We start from the raw sequence: 21,289 nt of genomic DNA, 5'->3' as shown, positions 1-21,289 counted from the left end.
CCCTGATTTGACATTTTCCTGAGCCCCCGCCGACACTTTTTTCCCTCTGTCGGCGGGGGCTTTTTTGCGTAAAAATGGAACACCGGAGCGTCCGCAGATGCTCCGGTGTTCCGCAATGATAAAGACTTTTTTCTGCTGAAAATGCTCTGGCCGTTACACGCCCGAGGCACCGTAGTTTGCCAGCACGCGGGCAGAGGGATCGTTGACGTTGCAGCCCGGCCATGCCTTGTTGGGCATCCAGAAGCCCACGATGGTGCGGCTCTGGTCGTGGTAGTACTTCTCAAAAATTTCGCGGTAGAACAGGCTTTCCTTGGTAAAGGGCATGCAGTGTGCCGAGTAGTTTGCCCGGCGCATCTGGAACTCCTCTTCGGTGTACAGGCTCTCGGCGTACTCCTTGATGTCGTCCACCATGCTGTGACCCACGGCGTCCGAGAAGGCGGCCTTTTCGCGCCACAGGATCTCCGGCGGCAGCCAGTCGCCCTCAAAGGCCTTGCGCAGCAGATACTTGCCCTTGCCGTAGCGGTTCAGCTTCTTTTCCGGATCGATGGCCATGACGTAGCGCACAAAATCCAAGTCGCCAAAGGGCACCCGCGCCTCGATGCTGTTGGAGGAGATGCAGCGGTCTGCCCGCAGCACATCGTACATGTACAGCTCACGGATGCGCTTCTGGCTCTCCTGCTGGAAGGCGTCGGCGGTGGGGGCGTAGTCCGTGTATTTGTAGCCGAACAGCTCGTCCGAGATCTCGCCGGTCAGCAGCACACGCACATCGGTCTGCTCGTGGATGGCCTTGCACAGCAGATACATACCCATGCTGGCGCGGATGGTGGTGATATCCCATGTACCCAGCAGCCGGATGACCTCCTCTAAGCTGCTGAGCACCATCTCGCGGTTGATGATGATCTCGTGGTGCTCGCTGCCAAGATAGTCCGCAGTCTGCCGGGCGTATTTCAGGTCAATGGCATCGGTGTCCATGCCGATGGCAAAGGTGCGGATGGGCTTGCCCAGTTTCTTGGCGGCAATGGAGCACACCAGCGAGGAGTCGAGCCCGCCGGAGAGCAGGAAACCTACGGGTGCATCGGCGTCCAGCCGCTTTTCCACACCGGCGATCAGCTTCTCGCGGATGTTCTGCAGGATGGTGGGCATGTCGTCCTGCATGGGGGCGGGCACATCGGCGATGTCCTCGTAGCGCACAAAGCGGCCGTCGCAGTAGTAGCTGCCAATGGGGAAGGGACGGATATCATCGCACCAGCCGATGAGGTTGCGCATCTCGGAGGAAAAGGCAATCTTGTGGCTGGACTTGGAGTAGCCGTAGAACAGCGGACGGATGCCGATGGGGTCGCGGGCGGCGATGAGCCTGTCCTTGCGGGAATCATACATAATAAGTGCAAACTCCGCGTCCATGTGGCGGAACATATCCAGCCCGTACTCGTAGTACAGCGGCAGCAAAATCTCGCAGTCGCAGTCGGAGCAGAACTTGTAGCCACGGCGCTTTAAGATCTCTTTCTCGAACCGGAAGCCGTACAGCTCGCCGTTGCACACCACGCAGTCAGCGCCCCGGTAAAAGGGCTGCATCCCCTCCGGGGTCAGTCCCATGATGGCAAGCCGCCCAAAGCCCATCAAGCCGTAGGGCCCCTCCACCACCCGCTGGTCGTCCGGCCCGCGGTCCACGGTGCGCAGCAGATACTCTTTGAACTTTTCGGCACTCAGGTCGTGCCCCGTATAACCCATAACACAACACATACTTCTTACCCCTCTTGTAAAAACGATAAAAATAAAAATACGGCAGCACATTCATCCCATAGTCCTAGGACGAATATGCTGCCGTATCCGTGGTGCCACCTAAATTACCGGCATACGCAATACGCCGGTCACTTTTGTGCGCTCTCCCCGTTGAAAGCACTGCCGCGATAACGAGCGGCGCACGTCTGCCCCTACTGCTGCACACGCAGGTTCAGGGAGCGGCTCACGGGTGTTCTTCGGGCTTCGTTTTCTGCGCGGTTTCCACCGTCCCGCGCTCTCTGCAAGAAAAACCTGAGGCCTTACTTTTCCCGGTCAACGCTTTTATTGTCTGCATTGTATCACGGGTTTTTGTCCGTGTCAACACAGCAGGCGCATTTTTTTGCAGGCTGTTCTTCCGCTGCGGACGGTGCCGCGTTCTGCGCGCAATGACGGCACAGCCCGTACAGCACACTGCCCTCGCATTGCAGGGTAAAGCCGTGCTCTGCCATCAGGTGGGCGCGCACTTCATCCATAAAATGGCAGTCCAGGTGATAGATGCGCCCGCACTGCACGCACTTGAGGTGCAAATGCTCCCGGCAGTGGCGTCCCTCGTCCACATACTGGAACACCGCCCGCTCGCCCTTGTCAGCTACATATTTCATAATGCGCTGCTCGCCCGCCAGCTTGTCCAGATAGCGGTACACGGTGGTGGGGTTGGGGCTTGCGCCCTGTGCCTCCAGATGCTCCAGAATGTTGGAGGCGCTTACTGCATGCTGGCGGTTGTTGATGAGGTAATCCAAGATGAGCTGCCGGGTGCGGGTGTTGTAGCCATCGCTTCGTGCCATGAGAAATTCGGTCCTTTCCGGTGTAGATGTGTTGTTTTTTATTCCTATTGTAGCACAGTTTGCTCTTGGATGCAAAAGAAGCAGGCAGAAAGTCGGTCTGTTTGGCGACAAGCACAAAAAACATTGTAAAAAGCAGCAAAAATGGGGTGTAATCTTTGTGTAAAACGGAAAACACGCCAAAGTTAAGCAAAAAGTCTTGTAAAAAATGCCCTAATGTGAAATAATATACTGGATAAAGTGGTTGGATTGCAGCCGGGATACAAGCTGGCTGAACATGAAGAAGAAGAAACCGGCCGCGGTGGGTTTGCGCTGCCGGTTCGGACGTTTTGGAACGTTTTTGGAGAAGAAGACAACGAAGAATAGGAGAGTGTGCTTATGAAAGAGCAGGAAGCACAGGCAAAGCTCAGCCTGAAGCTACAGGCGTACCAGTACCTCAAAACCAAGATTTTGAACTGCGAGTACCGCCCCAACGAGTTTCTGAACGAGCAGAAGCTTTGCGCCGAGATGGGCAACATCAGCCGCACCCCCATGCGGGATGCGCTGGGGCGTCTGGAGCAGGAGGGGCTGATCACCATTCTGCCCAAAAAGGGCCTGATGGTCTCCGGCATCACCGAAGAGGACGTGCACAGCATGTTTGAGATGCGTCTTTTGGTGGAGCCCTACGCCCTGCGTACTTACGGCAACGCCATCCCCCGGGAGCAGCTGGAGGCCTACGCCGAACTGATGCACCACAGCGAGCGCATTGAGGATTTCTGCGAGTCGGACGATGACTTCCACGAACTGCTGATGAGCACCCTGCCCAACAAGTATCTGCGCGCTGCCTACGACCGCATTACCGGTCTGAACACCCGTTTCCGCATTATGACCGGCAAGGTGAGCATGATCAATCAGGAGCAGACCTGCGAGGAGCATCTGCAAATTCTGGACGCTGCTCTGGCAGGGGACTGGGACGGCGCAGCCATGGCGCTGCAGCACCATCTGGAGCTGGCCCGCGATAAGGCCGAGGGCGTTATCAAGGTCATCCGCCTGTGGTAAAAGAATAAAAATTAAAAGGTCTGCTGCACCGTACCGGTGCAGCAGACCTTTTTCGCTTTTACGAGAAGGAACACAGCATAGAAGGAAGTCTCCCTCAGATAAGGTGGTTTTCAAGGCAGTAATGATAGACCCCGTCCTCTTCCACAGAGCGGCAGCGGACGGCAGCTCTGGTCTTGACCTCTTCGAGCGCGTTTCCCATGGCAACGCCTGTACCGACTGCTTCCAGCATTTCAATGTCGTTCCGTCCGTCCCCAAAGGCAATGGCTTCGGACTTTGAAAATCCATAATGCGCCAAGACCGCCCTTACAGCGTTTCCCTTGCCGCAGGAGAGCGGAATAATATCTACTGCCTTGTCCCACCATGCGGTGATCTGTGTGGCGTGCGTCCCCTGTAAGATCTGTGTGTATTCGGCGCTGTTGCAGGAGCACATGATCTGATAGATCTCCTCCTCGCACAGCGCATCAAAATGCTCGGAAATCACCAGCTTTTCGCTGCCAAAGGAAAAGTATTGTGCCAGATCGGGGTCTGTCCCGTTTGTTACGATAAAGTGCTCATTGCTGATAGCAGCTGCCCGGTGCATCTGCTTCAGGTTTTGTAGAATCTTGTGTTTGTCGTCAGCGTCCAGCGGATTTTTGAAGAGCACAGTATCCTTGCTGCGGACATAGGAGCCGTTGAAGGTAAGCCAGATATCAAAATCGACACCTTCAAAATGCGGGATGGAGAGATAGCCTCTGCCGGTCGCCATGCACAACAAGACCCCGTTTGCTTGCAGCTGCTGTAAAGCCTGCACAGTTTTTGGGGATGGCTCCTTGCTGCCCAGCTTGAGCAAGGTTCCGTCTACATCAAAAAAAGCAATTTTTATCATACGACACCTCTGGTAAAAATATTTTTATTTCTCCACCTTGCTCAGCAGGATGCGGTCGTTATCAAGGTTTTTGCCCGCGTTTTCGCGGAACTTTTCCAGCAGGTCGTCCACGGTCATCCTGCTGCGCGCGGCACCCTTTACATCAAACACGATGCGTCCGGCGTCCATCATCAGGGTGCGGTTGCCCAGCTCCAGCGCCTGATGCATATTGTGGGTCACCATCAGGCAGGTGATCTTTTTCTCGGCCACAATGCTCTTGGTCAGTGCCAGCACCTTTTCGGCGGTGGCAGGGTCCAGCGCGGCGGTGTGCTCGTCCAGCAGCAGGAGCTTCGGGGTGACAAGGGTAGCCATAAGCAGGGTAAGCGCCTGCCGCTGCCCGCCGGAGAGCAGCCCCACCGGCTGCTTCATGCGGTCCTCCAGCCCCATGTCCAGCAGGGCAAGCTTTTCGCGGAAGAGCGCCTTATCCTTGCGGGAGATGCGGGAGAAGATGGCATTGGGCGCAGTGCCTGCCCGCAGGTAAGCCAGCGCCAGATTTTCCTCAATGGTCATGTTGGGCGCGGTGCCCTTGAGCGGGTCTTGGAACAGATGCCCGATGACCTTGCTGCGCTGGTGCTCCGGCGCAAAGGTGATGTCCTGCCCGCCCAGCAGAATGCTGCCCTCGTCGGCGATAAAGCCGCCGGTGATGGCGTTGAACAGGGTGGATTTGCCCGCGCCGTTGGAACCCACGATGGTGGCAAAATCTCCGGCTTCCATCTGCAGGCTCACCCCATTCAGCGCCACCTTTTCGTTGACGGTGCCGGGGTTAAAGGTCTTGTGCAGGTCGTTCAGCTGCAGCATTTCCATTTTACTGTCCCTCCCTGTTGGTCACGGTGCGGCGGGCGGCGTGCCGGCGCTTTTCAAAGGCAAAGTGCTCCCGGATGGCGGGCATGGAGATGGCCACTGCCACAATGATGGCGGAAACCAGCTTCATGGCGGCGGCGGGCACGTTGAACCGCAGCGCCACTGCCACGATAAAGCGGTACAGGCAGCTGCCGAACACCACGCCAAGAATGCGGCGCAGCATGGTGCGCTTGCCCACCAGCGTCTCGCCGATAATCAGGGAAGCCAGTGCAATGGTCACCATGCCGGTGCCCACGTTGATATCGCAGCTTTTCTGGTACTGCGCCAGCAGCCCGCCGGACAGCGCACACAGCGCACCGGACACGCACAGACCCACCGTGATGGTAAAGGCGGGGTTGATGCTGGAAGCCCGCACCATGGCGGCATTATCGCCGGTGGCGCGGATGGAAAGACCCAGCCGTGTGCCCAGAAAGCCCAGCATCGCCGCGCAGGCGATGGCGATAATGACTGCCGCCAGCGCCAGCTTGTACCAGCTGCCCAGAAAGCCCAGCGAAGTTTTTGCCATCGAGAAGATGGTAGGGGTCTTGACCAGCGACATGGTGGAAGAAAAGCCCATCACCGCCAGATTGATGGTGTACAGGCCGGTGTTGACGATGATGCCCGCCATGATGCTTTCCACCCCGAGCCTTGTCTGCAAAAAGGCGGTGACAAAGCCGGAGCACACCCCCGCAGCCATGGCTGCCGCCAGCGCAAGGATGGGGTGGCCGGTCAGTGCCACCTGACAGGCCACGGCGCAGCCCAGCGTAAAGCAGCCGTCGGTGGAAAGGTCGGCAATATTCAGGATGGAGTAGCTCAGAAACAGTGCCAACGCCACCAGTCCGTAGATGCAGCCCAGCTCCAGCGCTGTCTGCAAGACGTTGAGGGAAAAGATACTCGCCAGCATGGTGTATGCTCCTTTTATATTATTTTGAATGCGCGCCGCGTTGCTCTGCGGAGTGCGACGAACGCATTTTCACGGGAGAGGGGAACCACTTTCCCCAGAACCGCCAAAAGCTCTCCCTTGCGGGAGAGCTGGCAAAACCGTCAGGTTCTGGCTGAGCGGGGCGTTCAGGAGAAGTTCTCGGCGGTGGTCACTTCGGTAATTTCGGTGCAGTAGGGCTTGAAGGCTTCCTTCAGGGCTGCCAGATCCAAGCCCAGCGCCTCGGCGGTCTCGGTGTTGATGGTAACGATGCCGTTATCAAAGGTCTGGTAGGGCAGGTCTGCGGGGGTCTTGCCGTCGCACAGCAGCTGGCTGACCATATCGGCGGTGGCCTCGCCCAGCTGGACGTAGTCCACGCCGTAGCCCACCAGTGCGCCGTTCAGCGCAAAGCTGTCGGCACCGGTGTAGTGCTGCACACCGGCCTCGATGAAGCTCTCATAGATGGACAGCTCGGCGGTCATGATGGTGTTATCGGTGGGGGTGAACACGGCCTTGACCCCGGCGGCTACCAGTGCTTCGGCAGCCATCTGCACCTCGGCGGTGGTGGTGCCGTTCTTTTCCACCACCTTGATGCCGTTCTTCTCGCAGAAGGCCTTGGCGTCCGCAATGGCCTGGGTGGAGGCATCCTGACTCAGGTCGTACAGCAGACCGATGGTGTCGATGCCGGGGTTTGCCGCCACGATCAGGTTCATGATGGCATCGGTGTTCAGCGCATCGGAGGTGCCGGTAATGTTCTCCTCGCCGTCAAAGCCTGCGGCGGCGGGGTCGGTCACGGCAGAGTAGACCACCGGGATGTCGGTGTCCTCCACGGCAGCCAGCATGGTAGCGGCGGTAGGGGTGGCCACAGCTACGATCACGTCCACGCCGTCAGCCACAAGGTCTGCGCCGATCTGGTTCAGGTTGGACTGGTCGGCCTGTGCGTTGGCGTAGTAATCAGCGTAATCAAAGGTGACGCCCTTCTCCTTGCCGATGGCATCCAGACGGCTCTCCACAGATTCTACAATCTGGTTGAGGGAGGCGTGGTCCACATAGTTGACGATGCCCACCTTGAAGGTCTCGCCAGCGGTGCTGCTGGAAGCAGCTGCGGAGGAGGAGACCGATGCACTGGAGGCAGAGCCGGAAGCAGCGCCGCCGCAGCCGGTGAGTGCCATGGCAGAAACAGCGGAAGCAGCCAGAGCGGCCTTCAGGAAGCTGCGGCGGGAGATCATGTTCAGGTTTTTCATAGTGGTAACTCCTTTCCCGGAGCGGGCGGCAAATCAAAAGACCCGCTCCCTTTGCGGGACGGGTCTTAAAACAAAACGACCCTGTCCCTGTGTGTTATCCACAAGGACAGGATCGGTAAATACGATTCTGCGGTGCCACCTTGCTTGCTCTGCATCCAATACAGCAGAGCCACTCACGGAGAGCCAACACTCCCCTGTCCTGTAACGGAGACTTCCGTCCAAAGCTACTAGGGTTTGTGCCCGTTTGCCCGGCCCTCGGCGGCCCACGAAACTCTGCCCCGCTTTCGCCCGTTTGCACTGTCCGGGCTCACTGCAGATGCGCTGTGCAGGTTCTCTTCCGCCTCATCGGTTTGATTGCATTATACACTTTATCTTCGTAAAGTCAAGAGGGAATTTGAAATTTTTATTTTCCTGCCCGGTCAAAGTCATTCTTCTGCCGGGGTGCCGGTGCTGCGGCGCTTGCGGCGCACAAAGCAGGCAACATACACCACCCATACCGGAATGGTCACGGCGGTCACCACCCGGCTTGCAGAAAGCCCGGCGGCCTGATACACAAAGTCGATGCTGCTTGCGCCCGCCGGGCAGAGCACCGCCATCAGTCCCTCGTCCACACGCAGGATGCCGGTCTTTTCGCCGTTGACGTAGGCGGTAAAGCCGTCATCGTAGGGTACGGAGAAAAAGACTAGGTTTGGCTTGTCCATCGTGATCTCGGCATGGAAGCCTGCATTGTTCATCTGGAACACCGAGCAGCTGTGGGCGCGGCGGTCGGCGCAGTCCTGCGTGTAGCTGTCGTAGTGCAGGTCATCCAGCAGGGCGTCCGGCAACTCGGTCAGGTAGGAACTGTATTTTTCTACGTCCTCGTCCTCCAGCACCAGCGCCCGCAGCAGCAGGTTGGAGCGCAGGGTCTTGATCGAAGCCTCGTAGGTGGCCTCGGTCACATAGTAGTCGTAGGTAAAGCCCATGGGCACATAGTTGTCGTTGTGGTACAGCGCGTAGCCGTCCACATCAGCAAGATAGGTCCAACCCTCGTCCGCCTCGTCCTCAAAGCTTTCGCGCTTTTCCGGGGTGGTGATGAGGTACTCCACGCTCAACAGACCACGCAACGCGTAGTTTGTGATCTCCGGCTCGCTGCGCACGTCCCGCTTGACCCCCAGCCCCGGGTAGAAGCTGAGGATGCTGGGAGCCGCTGTGCTGCCGAAATATTGCAGGCAGCTTTTATCCAGCCACATCCCGATGTTGTCGTGGATCTTGTAGGTGTCGATGCGGTAGTCACCCTCCGGCAGGGCGTTTTTCAGCAGCAGGGCGTTAGTGTCCTGCTCCACAAGGTCGCTGTCGGTGTGCCACTGGCCAAACTTGCCAATGCCGATGTGCACCATGGTGAACGCGCAGGCAAATACCAGCACCGCCGCCGTCATGCGCTGGGCAAAGCGGCTGTCCTGCCGCCATACGCCGCAGAGGTAGCGGTACAGCATAAGCCCCAGCAGGCCAAAGCCCAGCACGGTAAAGAACTGTCCCGGGTTCTTCAGCACGCCGAAGGACCATGTCTCAGTGGTGTCGTCCCGCACGGGCACAACGGCAAAGACCAGCGTAGCCAGCATGATCCAGCTGATGCCCCGGGCAGGCGCGTCCAGATCAATGTCCGGGTCCTCCAGCGCATTCACGGTCATGGCGGCAAGGATGAGGGTGGGCATATAGTACCAGCGTGCGTAGTAGCTGGAATTCAGGGCGTAGAAGGCGCTGTTCAGCACCGGCACCAGTGCGCACACAGCGCATACCGCTACGATGCGCTTTTTGCTGTCGGCTTTGCGGCTGCGCCAGTAGGCCATGGCACCGGCCAGACTGCACAGCGGCAGATAGGCCGTCATGCTCGTCCACTTGATGACGCCCTCCGACCAGACCGAGGTGAGGTAAGGGGAGTCCGGCGGCAGGATCCAGCTGAGCAGGATGGCCAGATACTGCTGCACCTTGGCATAGGTCAGAAAGCCCCAGCCGGAGGAAAGGTCGATGGTGCGCGGGTTCTGCAGCAGACTGAGCACCGCCGGGAACAGCAGCAGACAGCCCATGGCAACGCCCAGCACGCTCTCCCACAACAGATGCCCGAACTTGCGCCCGGTCAGCCGGAAGTCCTTGGCGGTCAGCTTGCACACAAAGTAGATACACAGGAAAATTACCTGTCCCACAAAGAAGAAATAGTTGTTCAGCAGGTTCACCGCCACCCAGAAGGCGAACAGGCCGTGACGGTTTTCATAAATGGCTTCGTCCAGCGCCCAGAGCAGGTAGGGGAACAGCGCTACCACATCCACAAAGTGGTTGAAGAACACGTTGTACACTGCAAAGCCGGAAAGCGCGTACAGGCAGGCACCCAGCACCGCGTAGTTCGCGTTTTTAACGTAGCGGCGCAGGTACAGGTACGCGCCGCCGCCCGCCACGCCGAACTTGAACACCAGCAGCGGCACCATCATATAGGGCAGCCAGCTTTGCGGCAGCAGCACCGACAGCCAGAAAAACGGCGAGCCGTACAGGTAAAAGGAGTAGGCGTTCATCACCCCGCTGCCAAGGTCGGTCGCCCACGAAAAGGTATTGTGCGGCGCACCGTCAAAGGCGCTGTCCGGGTAGCCTGCGCCCTTGACGAAGCCATTCATATACCGGTAAAAGCTGATCTGCTGGCTGTTGAAATCGCCTGCATAGTGGAAAAAGCCGCCGTCAAGGAGATAGAAGGGCAGAAAGAATACTGCCGCCGTCAGGGCGCACAGTCCCACCGCCTGCCAGAACTTTTTACGGTCCTGCTCCCTTGGTGTGAGCAGCCGTGGTTTTATAAACTTTTCCATAGCGTTCCTCTTTCTCCGCGCACCGGCGCGGAAGTGGATTTGATGTCACCTTGTAGTATAGCACGGCGGCGGGCAAGAAAAAAGGGCTTGACAACCAAGCGCGGGGCGGGTATGGTGAAGAAAAGGAGACGTTTGCCATGCTGTATCCCTTCAGCGCCTTGCTGGCGCGCATGAAGTATATTACCCGGTGGAGCCTGATGCACTCCACCCGGGCGGAATCCCTCAGCGAGCACACCTGTGACACCGCGCTGCTGGCGCACCTGCTGTGCCTCATCGCCAAGCACTACACCGGCACGCCCTGCCGCCCCGAGGTGGTGGCGGTGGCGGCGCTGTACCACGACGCCCCGGAGATCATCACCGGGGATATGCCCACGCCGGTCAAATACCACTCCCCGGCGCTGCGGGACGCCTACAAGGCGCTGGAGACCGAGAGCGTGCGCTCCATGGCGGCCCTGCTGCCCGCAGAACTGGCCGCAGAGCTGACCCCCTGCATGGACGGCAGCGCCCTGACGGCAGAGGAGCACCGGCTGCTCAAAGCCGCCGACCGGCTGAGCGCTCTGATCAAATGCACCGAGGAGCAGCGCAGCGGCAACCACGAATTTGACGCCGCACTCACGCAGCAGCGCGCTGCGCTGCAAGCCATGCACTGCCCGGAAGCCGACTGGTTTCTGGAGCACTGCCTGCCCTGCTACACCCAGAATCTAGACGAGCTGACGAAGTTGTAACCATACGTCTTGCCGCCGGGGAATGTTCTCTTTTGGTGGCAAAAGAGAACCGGAAAAGTGCATTGCGCTCTGCGGGAGGACTTTCTGCTTGTTTTCAGCGTGCAAAGACGCTCCGCTGGGCCAGAGGCAGGGAGGGGTGTTCCGACTCCCCCCTCCCTACCTCTGGACTCCACCCACCCCGCAACGGGTCAAGGGCTGCACGCCCTTGACAAACCTAAAGAAGAAGTCGAAGCACAAAAAAGCTAGCGCTGCGCCAGTCGGCGCTATCGCTTTAACGCTTTTTTCGCTTCTCCATTTATAGCCCCTCAGTCGCTGCGCGACAGCTCCCCCCGGGGGAGCAAGTTTGCCCGCCGCAGCGCCGCGCTTTCGCAGAAAGCGGCGCGGCAAATGCCGTTTCCGGTCACGACCCCTCCCGTGAAAATGCAATACCGGAGCGTCCGCAGACGCTCCGGTATTGCTCTATTTAAAATATTCTTTCCGCTAATTATGGCTAGAGCGCAGCGGAAGCCATTTTAAATCGTTACTCAGCCCGCAGCTTACGGGAACGGTATTTCCCGCACATCGTCGGGGTCCAGCCCGGCTTTGCGCTGCTCTTCAAACACGGCAGCGATCAGCTCGTCCAAGTCCTCTAAATGGGTCAGGGTGCAGCAGTAGCGGCGCAGGGCGGCAGCGCCCTTCAGCCCCTTCATGTAGTGCATGGTCTGGGCACGCGCCTGCGGCATGGCCACAAATTCGCCCTTCTGCTCTACCATCTCCTCCACCTGACGGCGCAGCGCGTTCATCCGCGCCTGCAGGTTCGGCTCCTTGGGAGCGGGCAGACCCTCCAGCGCGGCGTTTACCCGCTCAAACAGCCACGGGTCGCCCAGTGCGCCCCGGGCGATCATCACGCCGTCGCAGTTTGTCTCGCGCACCATGCGCAGCGCGTCCTCGGCGCAGTGGATATCGCCGTTGCCCAGCACCGGCACTTTTACCGCATCCTTTACCCGGGCGATGATCTCCGGGTCGATGCCCGGGGTATACATCTGCTCCCGGGTGCGGGCGTGCACCGCCACCAGCGCCGCGCCCGCCTGCTCGCAGGCTTTGGCGCACTCCACGGCGGTGATGTGGTCGGCGTCCCAGCCCTTTCGCATTTTTACGGTGACGGGGCGCTTAGTGTGCGCCACTACCTGCTCCACGATGCGCCCGCAGCGGTCGGGATCCAGCATCAGCTTGCTGCCCGCCCCGCCGGAAACGATCTTGGGGGCAGGGCAGCCCATGTTGATATCCACAAAGTCAAATTCGTACTGCTCGATGGCGGCGGTGGCTTCGCCCATGATCTCCGGCACCTCGCCGAAGATCTGCACCCCATAGGGGGCGCCGTTAGGCTCTGCCTTCAGCAGGCTGACAGTCTTATGGTCGCCGTACACCAGCGCCCGGCTGGACACCATCTCGCTGACCGTAAAGCCCGCGCCGTGCTGTGCCATCAGGCGGCGGCAGGGGGCATCCGTAAAGCCCGCCATAGGGCCGAACACCGCCCGGTGGGGCAGGATGATATTGCCGATCTTCAAAGGTTCCATGGGTTCTCCTTGTATTTGTTTTGGGGTAGACGATTTGGAATGCGCTCCGCGTTGCTTTGCGCATATTCAGAGGAAAAATTATTTTTAATTTCGCGTTTGGAGCGACCGCGTTTGCGGAGCGCAGCGCAGCAATGAAAGCCCCAGTGGGGCTTTTAAGCGGCAGAGCAGTCTGCGCTAGCAGATGGAGGGGCTTTGCCCCGACAAGCTCTGCGGAGCGCTCCAAACGCATTTTCACGGGAGGGGTCGTGACGGAAGCGGCAGCTGCTTTCCTACCATACACCGTAAAAAGGGGCTGTTGCGCCAAATGCTGTGCAACAGCCCCTGTGGTTTTATGTTACATCTTCTCGGGCACGTTGATCTTGAACATGGTGAGCACGTTGAAGATGGCGTTCTTCACGCCGATGCACAAGGCAAGGCGCGCCTGCTGCACGGCGGGGTCTGCGCCCTGAATGCGGCAGTTGCCGTAGAAGCGGTGGAAGGCGCTTGCCAGATCAATGACAAAGCGGTTGATGCGGCTGGGGTCGTACTTTTCAGCAGCCATCACGATCTCCTGCGGGAAAGCGGCCAGCATACGGATCAGATCCATCTCGGAAGGCTCGGTGAGCAGGGTGGCGTCGATGTGCTCTGCACCGGCAAACTGCACACCCTCGCTCTCCATCTTTTTCAGGATGGAGCAGATGCGGGCATGGGCGTACTGCACATAGTACACAGGGTTGTCGTTGTCGGTCTTGACGGCCTGATCCAGGTCAAAGTCGATGCCGCTGCCTGCGTCGTGCATATTGAACAGGAAGCGTGCGCTGTCGATGGGCACTTCCTCCAGCAGGTCGGTCAGGGTGATGGCGTTGCCGGTGCGCTTGGACATACGGACAGGCTGACCGTCCCGCATCAGGTTGACCATCTGCATCAATACAACGTCCAGATCCTCGCCATTCAGGCCGATGGCATCCATGGCACCCTTCATGCGGGCCACATGACCGTGGTGGTCTGCGCCCCACACGTCAATGGCCTTGGCAAAGCCGCGGGTAGCCAGCTTGTTGTAGTGGTAGGCGATATCGGCGGCAAAGTAGGTGGGGATGCCGTTGGCGCGGACGAGTACCTCGTCCTTGGCCTCTTCCTCGGTGCCGTCCTCGGTCTTTTTCTTGTTCACAGTGCCGTACTTGGCAGCATACTGGGCGCTGCGGTACATGATGGCACCGTCCTCGGCTTTGTAGCAGGCACCCAGTTCCAGCAGCTTGTCCACCACAGCCAGAACTGCGCCGGACTCGTGCAGGGTGCTCTCGTGGAACCAGACATCGTAATCAATGCGGTACTTGCCGAGGTCCCGCTTCAGGGCGGCAATGTTCTTGGGCAGGGCGTAGGCCACCAGTGCGTCCTTCAGGGCGGCAAAGGCTTCGCTCTCAAACAGAGCTTCCTCGTCCATACCCTTGCAGGCGGCAACGTACTTGTCGCCGTTCAGCTGGGCGAACTCACCGGCCAGCACCTTGATGTCGCCGCCCTGATAGCACTCTTTGGGCAGGGGATAGGCCTCCTCGCCGCAGAACTGCTGCAGGTAGCGCACCGCCAGACTTTTGCCGAACTTCTGGATCTGGTTGCCGGCGTCGTTGATATAGAACTCGCGGGTCACATCGTAGCCGGACCAGTCCAGCACAGCGGCCAGACAGTCGCCCAGTGCGCCGCCGCGGGCGTTGCCCATGTGCATGGGGCCGGTGGGGTTGGCAGAAACGAACTCCACGTTGTACTTTGCACCCTTGCCGTGGTCGGTGCGGCCATATTCCTTGTTGGCACAGGCACCCAGCACCACGCCTGCCCAGAAGCTCTGGGACAGGAACAGGTTGATGAAGCCGGGACCGGCGACCTCCACCTTGGAGAACACGCTGTTTTCAAGAGAGGGCAGATGTGCCAGCAGGGCGTCTGCGATCATCTTGGGAGCCTTGCGCCAGGTGCGTGCACCGGCCATGGCGAGGTTGGAGGCGATATCGCCGTTCTTCACGTCGGCGGGGATCTCCACGATAAAGGCGGGCAGCTCTGCCTCGGGCAGGGTGCCGTCTGCCATAGCAGCCTTGGCGGCTGCGGTCAGCAGAGCGCGTGCCTCGTCCAGCGCAGCCTGCCGGGGGTTGTAGTTCTGGTAGGTCTTTTCAAAATCAGTCATGGGTCGGATTCCTTTCACAGTCTCAGGGAACTTCATCAATTCACATGGGTCACGGTAACTTCCAGACGGTTGCGGCTCACCAGCTCGGCGCTGTCGGCATCCAGCAGGTAGGCAAACCGGGCGGTGCCGCCCTTTTCGGTCAGGTGACAGTCGATCTCGTCCGCAGTCACGCCCAAGGTCATGGAGCCGAAGCCGGTCTCGTAGTGGCACAGGTTGCGGCGGCCTTTTTCGATCAGCAGCTGGGTGCCTGCCCCGCCGCCCTTGCCGAACCGCAGCATGGCCACCCGGCTGCCGTCTGCGGCGATCTTCAGGGTGGTGGTGCAGCCCTCGTAGCCGGTGGTCTCGGTCTCGCGGTAGGTCACATAGTAGCTGCCGCCTTTCAGCACAAAGCTGCCCCGGGTCATCAGCTCCACAAATTCTTCTTTTTCCTCTTCCGCAGCCGGTTCGTCCAGCCGCTGCTCAATGCGGCTTTTAATGCGGATGATATAGTCTTCCTTCAGTGGCTTGCTCACGTTGTTTTTCCTTATCAATATTTATCAATGGCGATCTGCTCCACCGGGCCGCCCTTGTACTCGCCCAGAAACAGGTCTGCCGTCTGCACAAAGCAGTCCGGCACATCGCTGACGTAAAAGTGTGCCTGCCCGTTCTCGTGGTCGGCGCGCAGCCCGCGCTCGGCGAGCATCCGCTCCAGATGATGGGCGGCGGTCATGGCAGGGTCCACCAGCGTGACCTGCGGCCCCATAAACTCCCCGATCATGCTTTTCAGCAGCGGGTAGTGGGTGCAGCCCAGGATCAGGGTATCCACCCCGGCCTCGCGCACCTCGGTCAGGTACTGGGCAATGACCAGCTTTGTGACCTGCTGCTTTCCGGCCTCACTGTGATCCACATACCCGGCCTCCACCAGCGGTACGAACAGCGGGCAGGGGCGGGCGGTGATCTCCACCCCGGGCACCAGCTGCCGCAGCAGCTTTTCGTAGCTGCGGGAGCGGATGGTGGCGGCTGTGCCAATAACGCCGATGCGGCGGTTGCGGGTGACAAAGGCTGCCTCCCGGGCGGCGGCGTCCACTACGCCAAGGTAGGGCACCGGCAGCTGGGCTGCCTCCGCAGCCGGGTAGGTGCTGCTCACCGTACCGCAGGCGGCCATGATGCACTTAACGTTTTTGGAAAGCAAAAAGGCCACGTCCTGCCGGGCGTACTGCAAAATGGTCTCCGGGCTGCGGCTGCCGTAGGGCACCCGGCCGGTATCGCCGAAGTAGATGATATCCTCATGGGGCAGGCGCTTGCGCAGTTCCCGCACGCCGGTCAGGCCGCCCAGACCGCTGTCGAACACACCGATGGGGCGATTATCCATGCTGCTTTTCCGTCCTTTCCACCGCCAGTGCGATCAGGCGGTCGATGAGCTGCGGCACCGGCAGGCCCTCGTGCTCCATGAGCTTGGGGTACATGCTGATGGCGGTAAAGCCGGGGAAGGTGTTGATCTCGTTGATGAGCACCCGGCCGGTGTTCTTTTCCACAAAGAAATCGCACCGTGCCAGCCCCTCGCAGTTCAGTGCAGTGTAGGCCATGGCGGCGTAGGTCTTTACCTCGTCCAGCTTGGCCTCCGGCAGGTGTGCCGGGATGACGGTCTGGCTCACGCCGTTCTTGTACTTATCATCATAGGTGTAGAACTCTGCACCGGCAAGGATCTCACCGGGACGGGTGGCAACAGCGGGGTCGGAGCCGATGACGGCGCACTCCACTTCCTGTCCGTCCACAAAGGCCTCAAACACCACCTTGCGGTCGTTTTCCAGTGCAAGGGCGATGGCGGCCTTCAGCTCATCCTGACTGGACACCTTGGAGATGCCCACACTGGAGCCTGCGTTGGCGGGCTTGACGAACACCGGCCAGCCCAGCTTTTCTTCCACACCAGCGCAAACGCCCTCCAGATCCTTCTCGATCTCCCAGCGGTTGGCGGCTACCCACTTGGTGTGGGGCACACCGTTGGCTTCAAACAGGGCGTTGGCTACGGCCTTATCCATGCACACAGAGCTTGCCAGCACGCCGCAGCCCACATAGGCGATGCCTGCCAGTTCCAGCAGGCCCTGCACCGTGCCGTCCTCGCCCCACAGGCCGTGGAGCACCGGAATCACCACGTCAAGGTGCATCTTTTCCACCCGGCCGTCCGGGGTAAACAGGATCATGCCGTGGTCGGCGCGGTCCGGGCTGATCACGCAGGGCATATTGCCGGGCAGCTCTTCCCAGCTGCCATCGGCCATCTGTTCCGCCGTGGCCTCGGTATAGAGCCAGCGGCCCTCCTTGGTGATGCCCACGGTGAGCACCTCGTATTTGCTGCGGTCGATGTTGCGGACAAAGTTGCCCACAGAGACACAGCTGACCTCATGTTCGCTGGACATACCGCCGAACAGCAGCGCCACACACATTTTATTTGCAGACTGCATGATATCTCACTCCTATTTATAAAGCCCCCGGTAAAGGGGCGGCTTCAAACCGGTAAAATGCCGTTTCGATTCATTATACAATATCTACGCCCGCGATGCAAGCAGAATGCAAAAAAGCTGCCTTGGGACAAAAAGACGCCGGCTGCGAAAAAAGTTTCTCAAAATCGCTTTTTTCTGCTTGACGGATTGAAAAACGCGTGGTACAATGATATCACCTCTTTTGCGGGGTTATTAAGTGCGCCTGTTTTTACAGCTGCCACCCGCACCCGAGGGAGGTTCAAAACAACCGTTATAATGGAGGTGTCAACAAATGACCGTTAAAATCACTCTGGCCTGCACCGAGTGCAAGCAGCGCAACTACAACACCACGAAGAACAAGAAGAACAACCCCGATCGTCTCGAGATGAAGAAGTATTGCCGTTTCTGCAAGAAGCACACCGTTCATCGCGAAACCAAGTAAAAGAAAGGCGGAGCATAATGGCAGACAAAACCGAGAAAAAGCCGGGCTTTGTGGCCAAAGCTAAAGCCGCTGTGAAGGGCTTCTGCGCACGGGTCGCAAAGTTCTTCCGCGATACCAAGAGCGAGCTGAAGAAGGTGGTCTGGCCGTCCAAGCAGGACGTCAAGACCAACACCATCGTCGTGCTTGTGACCGTCGCGATCGCAGCGGTTGTGATGATCCTGCTGGATGCCATCTTTGGTGGTATTCTGGGCCTGATCATCGGCGCCTGAGAATCATCTTGAAACGGAGGGTCAACCAAAATGGAAGAATCAACCAAGCTGGTAGATGAGTCCACTGAGGCTCTTTGGTATGTTGTGCATACCTATTCCGGTTACGAGAACAAGGTCGCCAACGACCTGCAGACCATGGTGGAGAACCGTCACCTGCAGGAGCTGATCTGCGACATCAAGGTTCCCGTCGAGATGGTTCCTGAGATCGACAAGAACGGCAAGCAGAAGATGGTGGAGCACAAGCTGTTCCCCGGCTACGTTCTGGTCAAAATGGTGATGAACGACGATACCTGGTATGTCGTGCGTAATACGCGCGGCTGCACCGGCTTTGTCGGCCCCGCCTCCAAGCCCGTTCCGCTGACCGCTGAGGAAGTGGAGAAGATGGGCGTGGAGAAGGCTGCACCGCTCAGCGTCGATTTTGCTGTCGGCGATACCGTGCAGATCACCGCCGGTCCTCTGGAAGGCTTTATGGGCCTTGTGGAGGCCATTGATACCGAGAACTTCAAGGTGAAGCTCAAGGTCAATATGTTCGGCCGCGAGACCCCCGCAGAGGTGGAGATCGGTCAGGTCGAGCTGCCGTAACCAACCGGCAAGTTCCGTTTACCAAGGTAAGACCGCAGTGCGGTTCTTATAGAGCGTGTGCAGCGTGCACGCGCTCGTGGGAGGCGCAGAGACACTGCGCCGCAACTCACCACAGATTTTTGGAGGTGCATTTATCATGGCACAGAAAGTTACTGGCTACATTAAGCTGCAGATCGAGGCCGGCAAGGCGACTCCGGCTCCCCCTGTTGGCCCTGCTCTGGGTCAGAAGGGCGTCAACATCATGGCGTTCACCAAGGAGTTCAACGAGCGTACCAAGAACCAGATGGGTTATGTGATCCCCGTCGTCATCACCGTGTACGCTGACCGCTCCTTCAGCTTCATCACCAAGACTCCTCCGGCAGCTGTTCTGATCAAGAAGGCCGCTGGCATCAACACCGCTTCCGGCAAGCCCAACAAGGAAAAGGTTGCTTCTCTGACCGCCGCTCAGGTGGAGGAGATCGCCAAGACCAAGATGCCCGACCTGAACGCTGCTTCTCTGGAAGCTGCCTGCAGCATGGTCCGCGGCACCTGCCGTTCCATGGGCGTCACCGTCGAGGGCTGAGACATAAACAGTGGGAGGGCATAACACTGCCCGCATGACCACACAGGAGGATATACAATGAAACATGGCAAGCACTATGTCGACGCTGCAAAGCTGGTCGATTCTACTAAGGCATACGATGTGAACGAGGCTCTGGAGCTGGCTTGCAAGACCGCTTCCGCCAAGTTCGACGAGACCGTCGAGCTGCACGTCCGTCTGGGCGTTGATGGCCGTCACGCTGACCAGCAGGTCCGTGGCGCTGTCGTTCTGCCCAACGGCACCGGCAAGACCGTCCGCGTCTGCGCTATTGCTAAGGGCCCCGCAGCTGCTGCTGCCGAGGCTGCTGGCGCTGATATCGTTGGCGATGACGAGCTGATCGCAAAGATCGCCGGCGGCTTCATGGATTTTGACGTCGTCGTGACCACCCCCGATATGATGGGCCGCGTTGGCCGTTTGGGTAAGGTTCTGGGCCCCCGTGGTCTGATGCCCAACCCCAAGGCCGGCACTGTGGCTCCCGATCTGGGCAAGGCTGTCAGCGAGGCTAAGGCTGGTAAGATCGAGTACCGTCTGGACAAGCAGAACATCATCCATGTGCCCGTGGGCAAGGCTTCTTTCGGTGCAGAGAAGCTGTACACCAACCTGGACACTGTGATGGAGGCTATTGCCAAGGCAAAGCCCGCTGCAGCTAAGGGTACCTACTTCAAGAGCGCTACCATCGCCACCACCATGGGCCCTGGCATCCGTCTGAACACCCTGAAGTACGGTGTCTGATTTTAGTTTCTGATGTTTTTCTGCCGTTCTGCGGAATGGCAGAAAATTTTGTCAGAAAATTCAAAAAAACACTTGACAACGCCGCACGTTTGCGGTATTATAATCATGCTGTTTTTAAGACAGCAGGCGCTGGAGTCCAGTGTAAAGTTTGACCGCCTGCCGAGAAACGTGCGTAAAGTTGCTTTATGCCTCTCTCTCGGCGCAGTGCGCGGGAAAGAGGCTTTTTTCATTGCTCCGGCTTTCGATACAAGTTTTTGAAACGAGGTGAAACCGAATGCCCAGTGCAAAGATTCTTTCTGAAAAGCAGGCTTACGTCGCTGATCTGAAGGCAAAGTTTGAGAGTGCGGTTTCCGGCTGCGTCGTCGCTTACGGCGGCATTAACGTCGAGAACGACACCAAGCTCCGTAAGGAGCTGCGTGAGGCAGGCGTTGATTACATGGTCGTGAAGAACACCATGCTGCGTCTGGCAGTTAAGGGTACCGCTCTGGAGGGTCTGGCTGAGAACTTCAAGGGCGACACCGCTGTCGCTTTTGCTCACGAAGAGGATCCCATGGCTGCTGCCCGCATCCTGTGCAAGTATCAGGATGGCGATAAGTCCAAGAAGTTCGTCGTGAAGGCTGGCTTCATGGAAGGCAAGGCTATGAACGCCGCCGAGACCAACGCCATCGCAAAGCTGCCCAACCGCGAAGGTATGCTGTCCATGTTTGCAGGCGCCCTCACCAGCACTCTGTCTGGTCTGGCCGTTGCAATGCAGGCTTATGCCGACAAGCAGGAGGAGCCCGCTGCCTAATGGCCGCGTGACCGCCGCTTAACAAAAAACTGAAACAAACTAAAACCATTGATATTGGAGGGTTATTACCATGGCTTCTGAGAAGATTACTGCCATCATCGAGTCCGTCAAGGGCCTGACCGTTCTGGAGCTGAAGGAACTGATCGACACCTACTGCGAGGAGTTCGGTGTTTCTGCTGTTGCTGCTGCTGCTCCCGCTGCTGCTGGCGCTGCTGCTGCCGCTGAGGAAGAGAAGACCGAGTTCGACGTCATCCTGGCTGAGGCTGGCGCTACCAAGATGCAGGTCATCAAGGTCGTTAAGGAGATCACCGGTCTGGGCCTGAAGGAGGCTAAGGCTATCGTTGATGGCGCTCCCAAGGCTGTCAAGGAGAAGGTCTCCCAGGCTGAGGCTGACGACATCAAGAAGAAGCTGGAAGAGGCTGGCGCTAAGGTTGAGGTTAAGTAATTTAACCCCTTCTCTTACCGTTCTTTCTTGAACATCAAGAGGTCTGCTCCGTAAGGTGCAGGCCTCTTTTTTCTCCCGTGAAAATGCAATCCCGGAAAGTCCGCAGACTTTCCGGGATTGCTCTATAAAAATATTTTTCCGCTGAAGATGCCCAAAGCACAAGCGGAGGGCATTTTCAATCGTTTCCTTATCAAAAAAGGCTGCCGCACAAAATCTGTGCAGCAGCCTT

The 21,289-nt window shown here is 58.6% G+C and carries 21 protein-coding genes and 1 other annotated feature; of the genes, 9 read left to right on the top strand and 12 right to left on the bottom strand.

Translation table 11 applies throughout. The features are described from left to right. Positions 1-153: 153 nt before the first annotated feature. Both asnB and MTP39_RS11330 read right to left on the bottom strand, forming a co-directional pair. The gene (gene asnB / locus MTP39_RS11335; protein WP_249240587.1) at positions 154-1,740 is read right to left on the bottom strand and encodes an asparagine synthase B; all 1,587 of its coding nucleotides are present in this window, start codon (positions 1,738-1,740) and stop codon (positions 154-156) included. Between the two features lie 62 nt (positions 1,741-1,802). Continuing rightward, positions 1,803-2,065: a binding site (T-box leader), on the bottom strand. Positions 2,066-2,078: 13 nt separating this feature from the next. After that, positions 2,079-2,564, bottom strand: coding sequence for a Fur family transcriptional regulator (locus MTP39_RS11330; RefSeq protein WP_055186382.1), 486 nt, complete (start codon positions 2,562-2,564; stop codon positions 2,079-2,081). Between the two features lie 375 nt (positions 2,565-2,939). Here MTP39_RS11330 and MTP39_RS11325 point away from each other — a divergent pair, with 375 nt between their 5' ends. Continuing rightward, the gene (locus tag MTP39_RS11325; protein WP_249240586.1) at positions 2,940-3,599 is read left to right on the top strand and encodes a GntR family transcriptional regulator; all 660 of its coding nucleotides are present in this window, start codon (positions 2,940-2,942) and stop codon (positions 3,597-3,599) included. Between the two features lie 94 nt (positions 3,600-3,693). Here MTP39_RS11325 and MTP39_RS11320 read toward each other — a convergent pair whose 3' ends face one another. The 5 genes from MTP39_RS11320 to MTP39_RS11300 form a co-directional block, all read right to left on the bottom strand. Then, entirely contained in the window at positions 3,694-4,464 is a 771-nt protein-coding gene (locus MTP39_RS11320; RefSeq protein ID WP_249240585.1) for an HAD family hydrolase, read from the bottom strand. Between the two features lie 24 nt (positions 4,465-4,488). Next, the gene (locus MTP39_RS11315; RefSeq protein ID WP_330221086.1) at positions 4,489-5,301 is read right to left on the bottom strand and encodes an ABC transporter ATP-binding protein; all 813 of its coding nucleotides are present in this window, start codon (positions 5,299-5,301) and stop codon (positions 4,489-4,491) included. A gap of 7 nt (positions 5,302-5,308) precedes the next feature. After that, on the bottom strand, positions 5,309-6,247 hold the full coding sequence (locus MTP39_RS11310; RefSeq protein WP_118658701.1) for an ABC transporter permease: 939 nt from the start codon (positions 6,245-6,247) through the stop codon (positions 5,309-5,311). 164 nt (positions 6,248-6,411) lie between these two features. Continuing rightward, complete coding sequence (locus MTP39_RS11305) at positions 6,412-7,506, bottom strand: ABC transporter substrate-binding protein (RefSeq protein WP_249240583.1); 1,095 nt, start codon at positions 7,504-7,506, stop codon at positions 6,412-6,414. A gap of 425 nt (positions 7,507-7,931) precedes the next feature. Further along, complete coding sequence (locus MTP39_RS11300) at positions 7,932-10,334, bottom strand: YfhO family protein (RefSeq protein ID WP_249240582.1); 2,403 nt, start codon at positions 10,332-10,334, stop codon at positions 7,932-7,934. A gap of 137 nt (positions 10,335-10,471) precedes the next feature. Between MTP39_RS11300 and yfbR the strand changes: the two genes are divergently transcribed. Then, positions 10,472-11,059, top strand: coding sequence for a 5'-deoxynucleotidase (gene yfbR / locus MTP39_RS11295; RefSeq protein WP_249240581.1), 588 nt, complete (start codon positions 10,472-10,474; stop codon positions 11,057-11,059). A gap of 536 nt (positions 11,060-11,595) precedes the next feature. On the opposite strand, the gene dusB is transcribed toward yfbR, so the two are convergent. The 5 genes from dusB to MTP39_RS11270 all read right to left on the bottom strand — a co-directional run bounded on the left by dusB (position 11,596) and on the right by MTP39_RS11270 (position 17,202). Continuing rightward, the gene (dusB, locus tag MTP39_RS11290; protein WP_249240580.1) at positions 11,596-12,615 is read right to left on the bottom strand and encodes a tRNA dihydrouridine synthase DusB; all 1,020 of its coding nucleotides are present in this window, start codon (positions 12,613-12,615) and stop codon (positions 11,596-11,598) included. 334 nt (positions 12,616-12,949) lie between these two features. Next, the gene (gene argS, locus MTP39_RS11285; RefSeq protein ID WP_249240579.1) at positions 12,950-14,764 is read right to left on the bottom strand and encodes an arginine--tRNA ligase; all 1,815 of its coding nucleotides are present in this window, start codon (positions 14,762-14,764) and stop codon (positions 12,950-12,952) included. 35 nt (positions 14,765-14,799) lie between these two features. Next, positions 14,800-15,276: a DUF1934 domain-containing protein gene (locus MTP39_RS11280; protein ID WP_249240578.1), complete on the bottom strand. Its 477-nt coding sequence runs from the start codon at positions 15,274-15,276 to the stop codon at positions 14,800-14,802. 14 nt (positions 15,277-15,290) lie between these two features. Then, positions 15,291-16,115, bottom strand: a complete 825-nt coding sequence (gene murI, locus MTP39_RS11275) for a glutamate racemase (RefSeq protein ID WP_249240577.1) — start codon at positions 16,113-16,115, stop codon at positions 15,291-15,293. Beyond that, a complete protein-coding gene (locus MTP39_RS11270) occupies positions 16,108-17,202 on the bottom strand; it encodes a D-alanine--D-alanine ligase family protein (RefSeq protein ID WP_249240576.1) in 1,095 nt (364 codons plus the stop codon). The genes murI and MTP39_RS11270 overlap by 8 nt, the downstream gene beginning before the upstream one ends. A gap of 310 nt (positions 17,203-17,512) precedes the next feature. Between MTP39_RS11270 and rpmG the strand changes: the two genes are divergently transcribed. The 7 genes from rpmG (at position 17,513) to rplL (ending at position 21,060) form a co-directional block, all read left to right on the top strand. Then, the gene (gene rpmG / locus MTP39_RS11265) at positions 17,513-17,662 is read left to right on the top strand and encodes a 50S ribosomal protein L33 (protein ID WP_005920501.1); all 150 of its coding nucleotides are present in this window, start codon (positions 17,513-17,515) and stop codon (positions 17,660-17,662) included. Positions 17,663-17,679: 17 nt separating this feature from the next. After that, complete coding sequence (gene secE / locus MTP39_RS11260; RefSeq protein ID WP_005920499.1) at positions 17,680-17,931, top strand: preprotein translocase subunit SecE; 252 nt, start codon at positions 17,680-17,682, stop codon at positions 17,929-17,931. A gap of 30 nt (positions 17,932-17,961) precedes the next feature. Further along, positions 17,962-18,513 carry a transcription termination/antitermination protein NusG gene (gene nusG, locus MTP39_RS11255; protein WP_005920497.1) on the top strand — a complete coding sequence of 184 codons (552 nt, stop codon included), beginning with the start codon at positions 17,962-17,964 and terminating at the stop codon, positions 18,511-18,513. Positions 18,514-18,649: 136 nt separating this feature from the next. Continuing rightward, positions 18,650-19,075, top strand: a complete 426-nt coding sequence (gene rplK, locus MTP39_RS11250) for a 50S ribosomal protein L11 (protein WP_005920496.1) — start codon at positions 18,650-18,652, stop codon at positions 19,073-19,075. A 57-nt stretch (positions 19,076-19,132) separates the two neighbouring features. Beyond that, on the top strand, positions 19,133-19,825 hold the full coding sequence (rplA, locus tag MTP39_RS11245) for a 50S ribosomal protein L1 (protein ID WP_005920494.1): 693 nt from the start codon (positions 19,133-19,135) through the stop codon (positions 19,823-19,825). A gap of 274 nt (positions 19,826-20,099) precedes the next feature. Then, a complete protein-coding gene (gene rplJ / locus MTP39_RS11240; protein WP_112090439.1) occupies positions 20,100-20,615 on the top strand; it encodes a 50S ribosomal protein L10 in 516 nt (171 codons plus the stop codon). 70 nt (positions 20,616-20,685) lie between these two features. Then, a complete protein-coding gene (gene rplL / locus MTP39_RS11235) occupies positions 20,686-21,060 on the top strand; it encodes a 50S ribosomal protein L7/L12 (RefSeq protein WP_005920491.1) in 375 nt (124 codons plus the stop codon). Positions 21,061-21,289: the final 229 nt, after the last annotated feature.

The organism is Faecalibacterium sp. I3-3-33, assembly GCF_023347295.1.
Lineage (GTDB): Bacteria > Bacillota > Clostridia > Oscillospirales > Ruminococcaceae > Faecalibacterium.
This window is presented reverse-complemented; position numbering and strand designations above follow the sequence as displayed.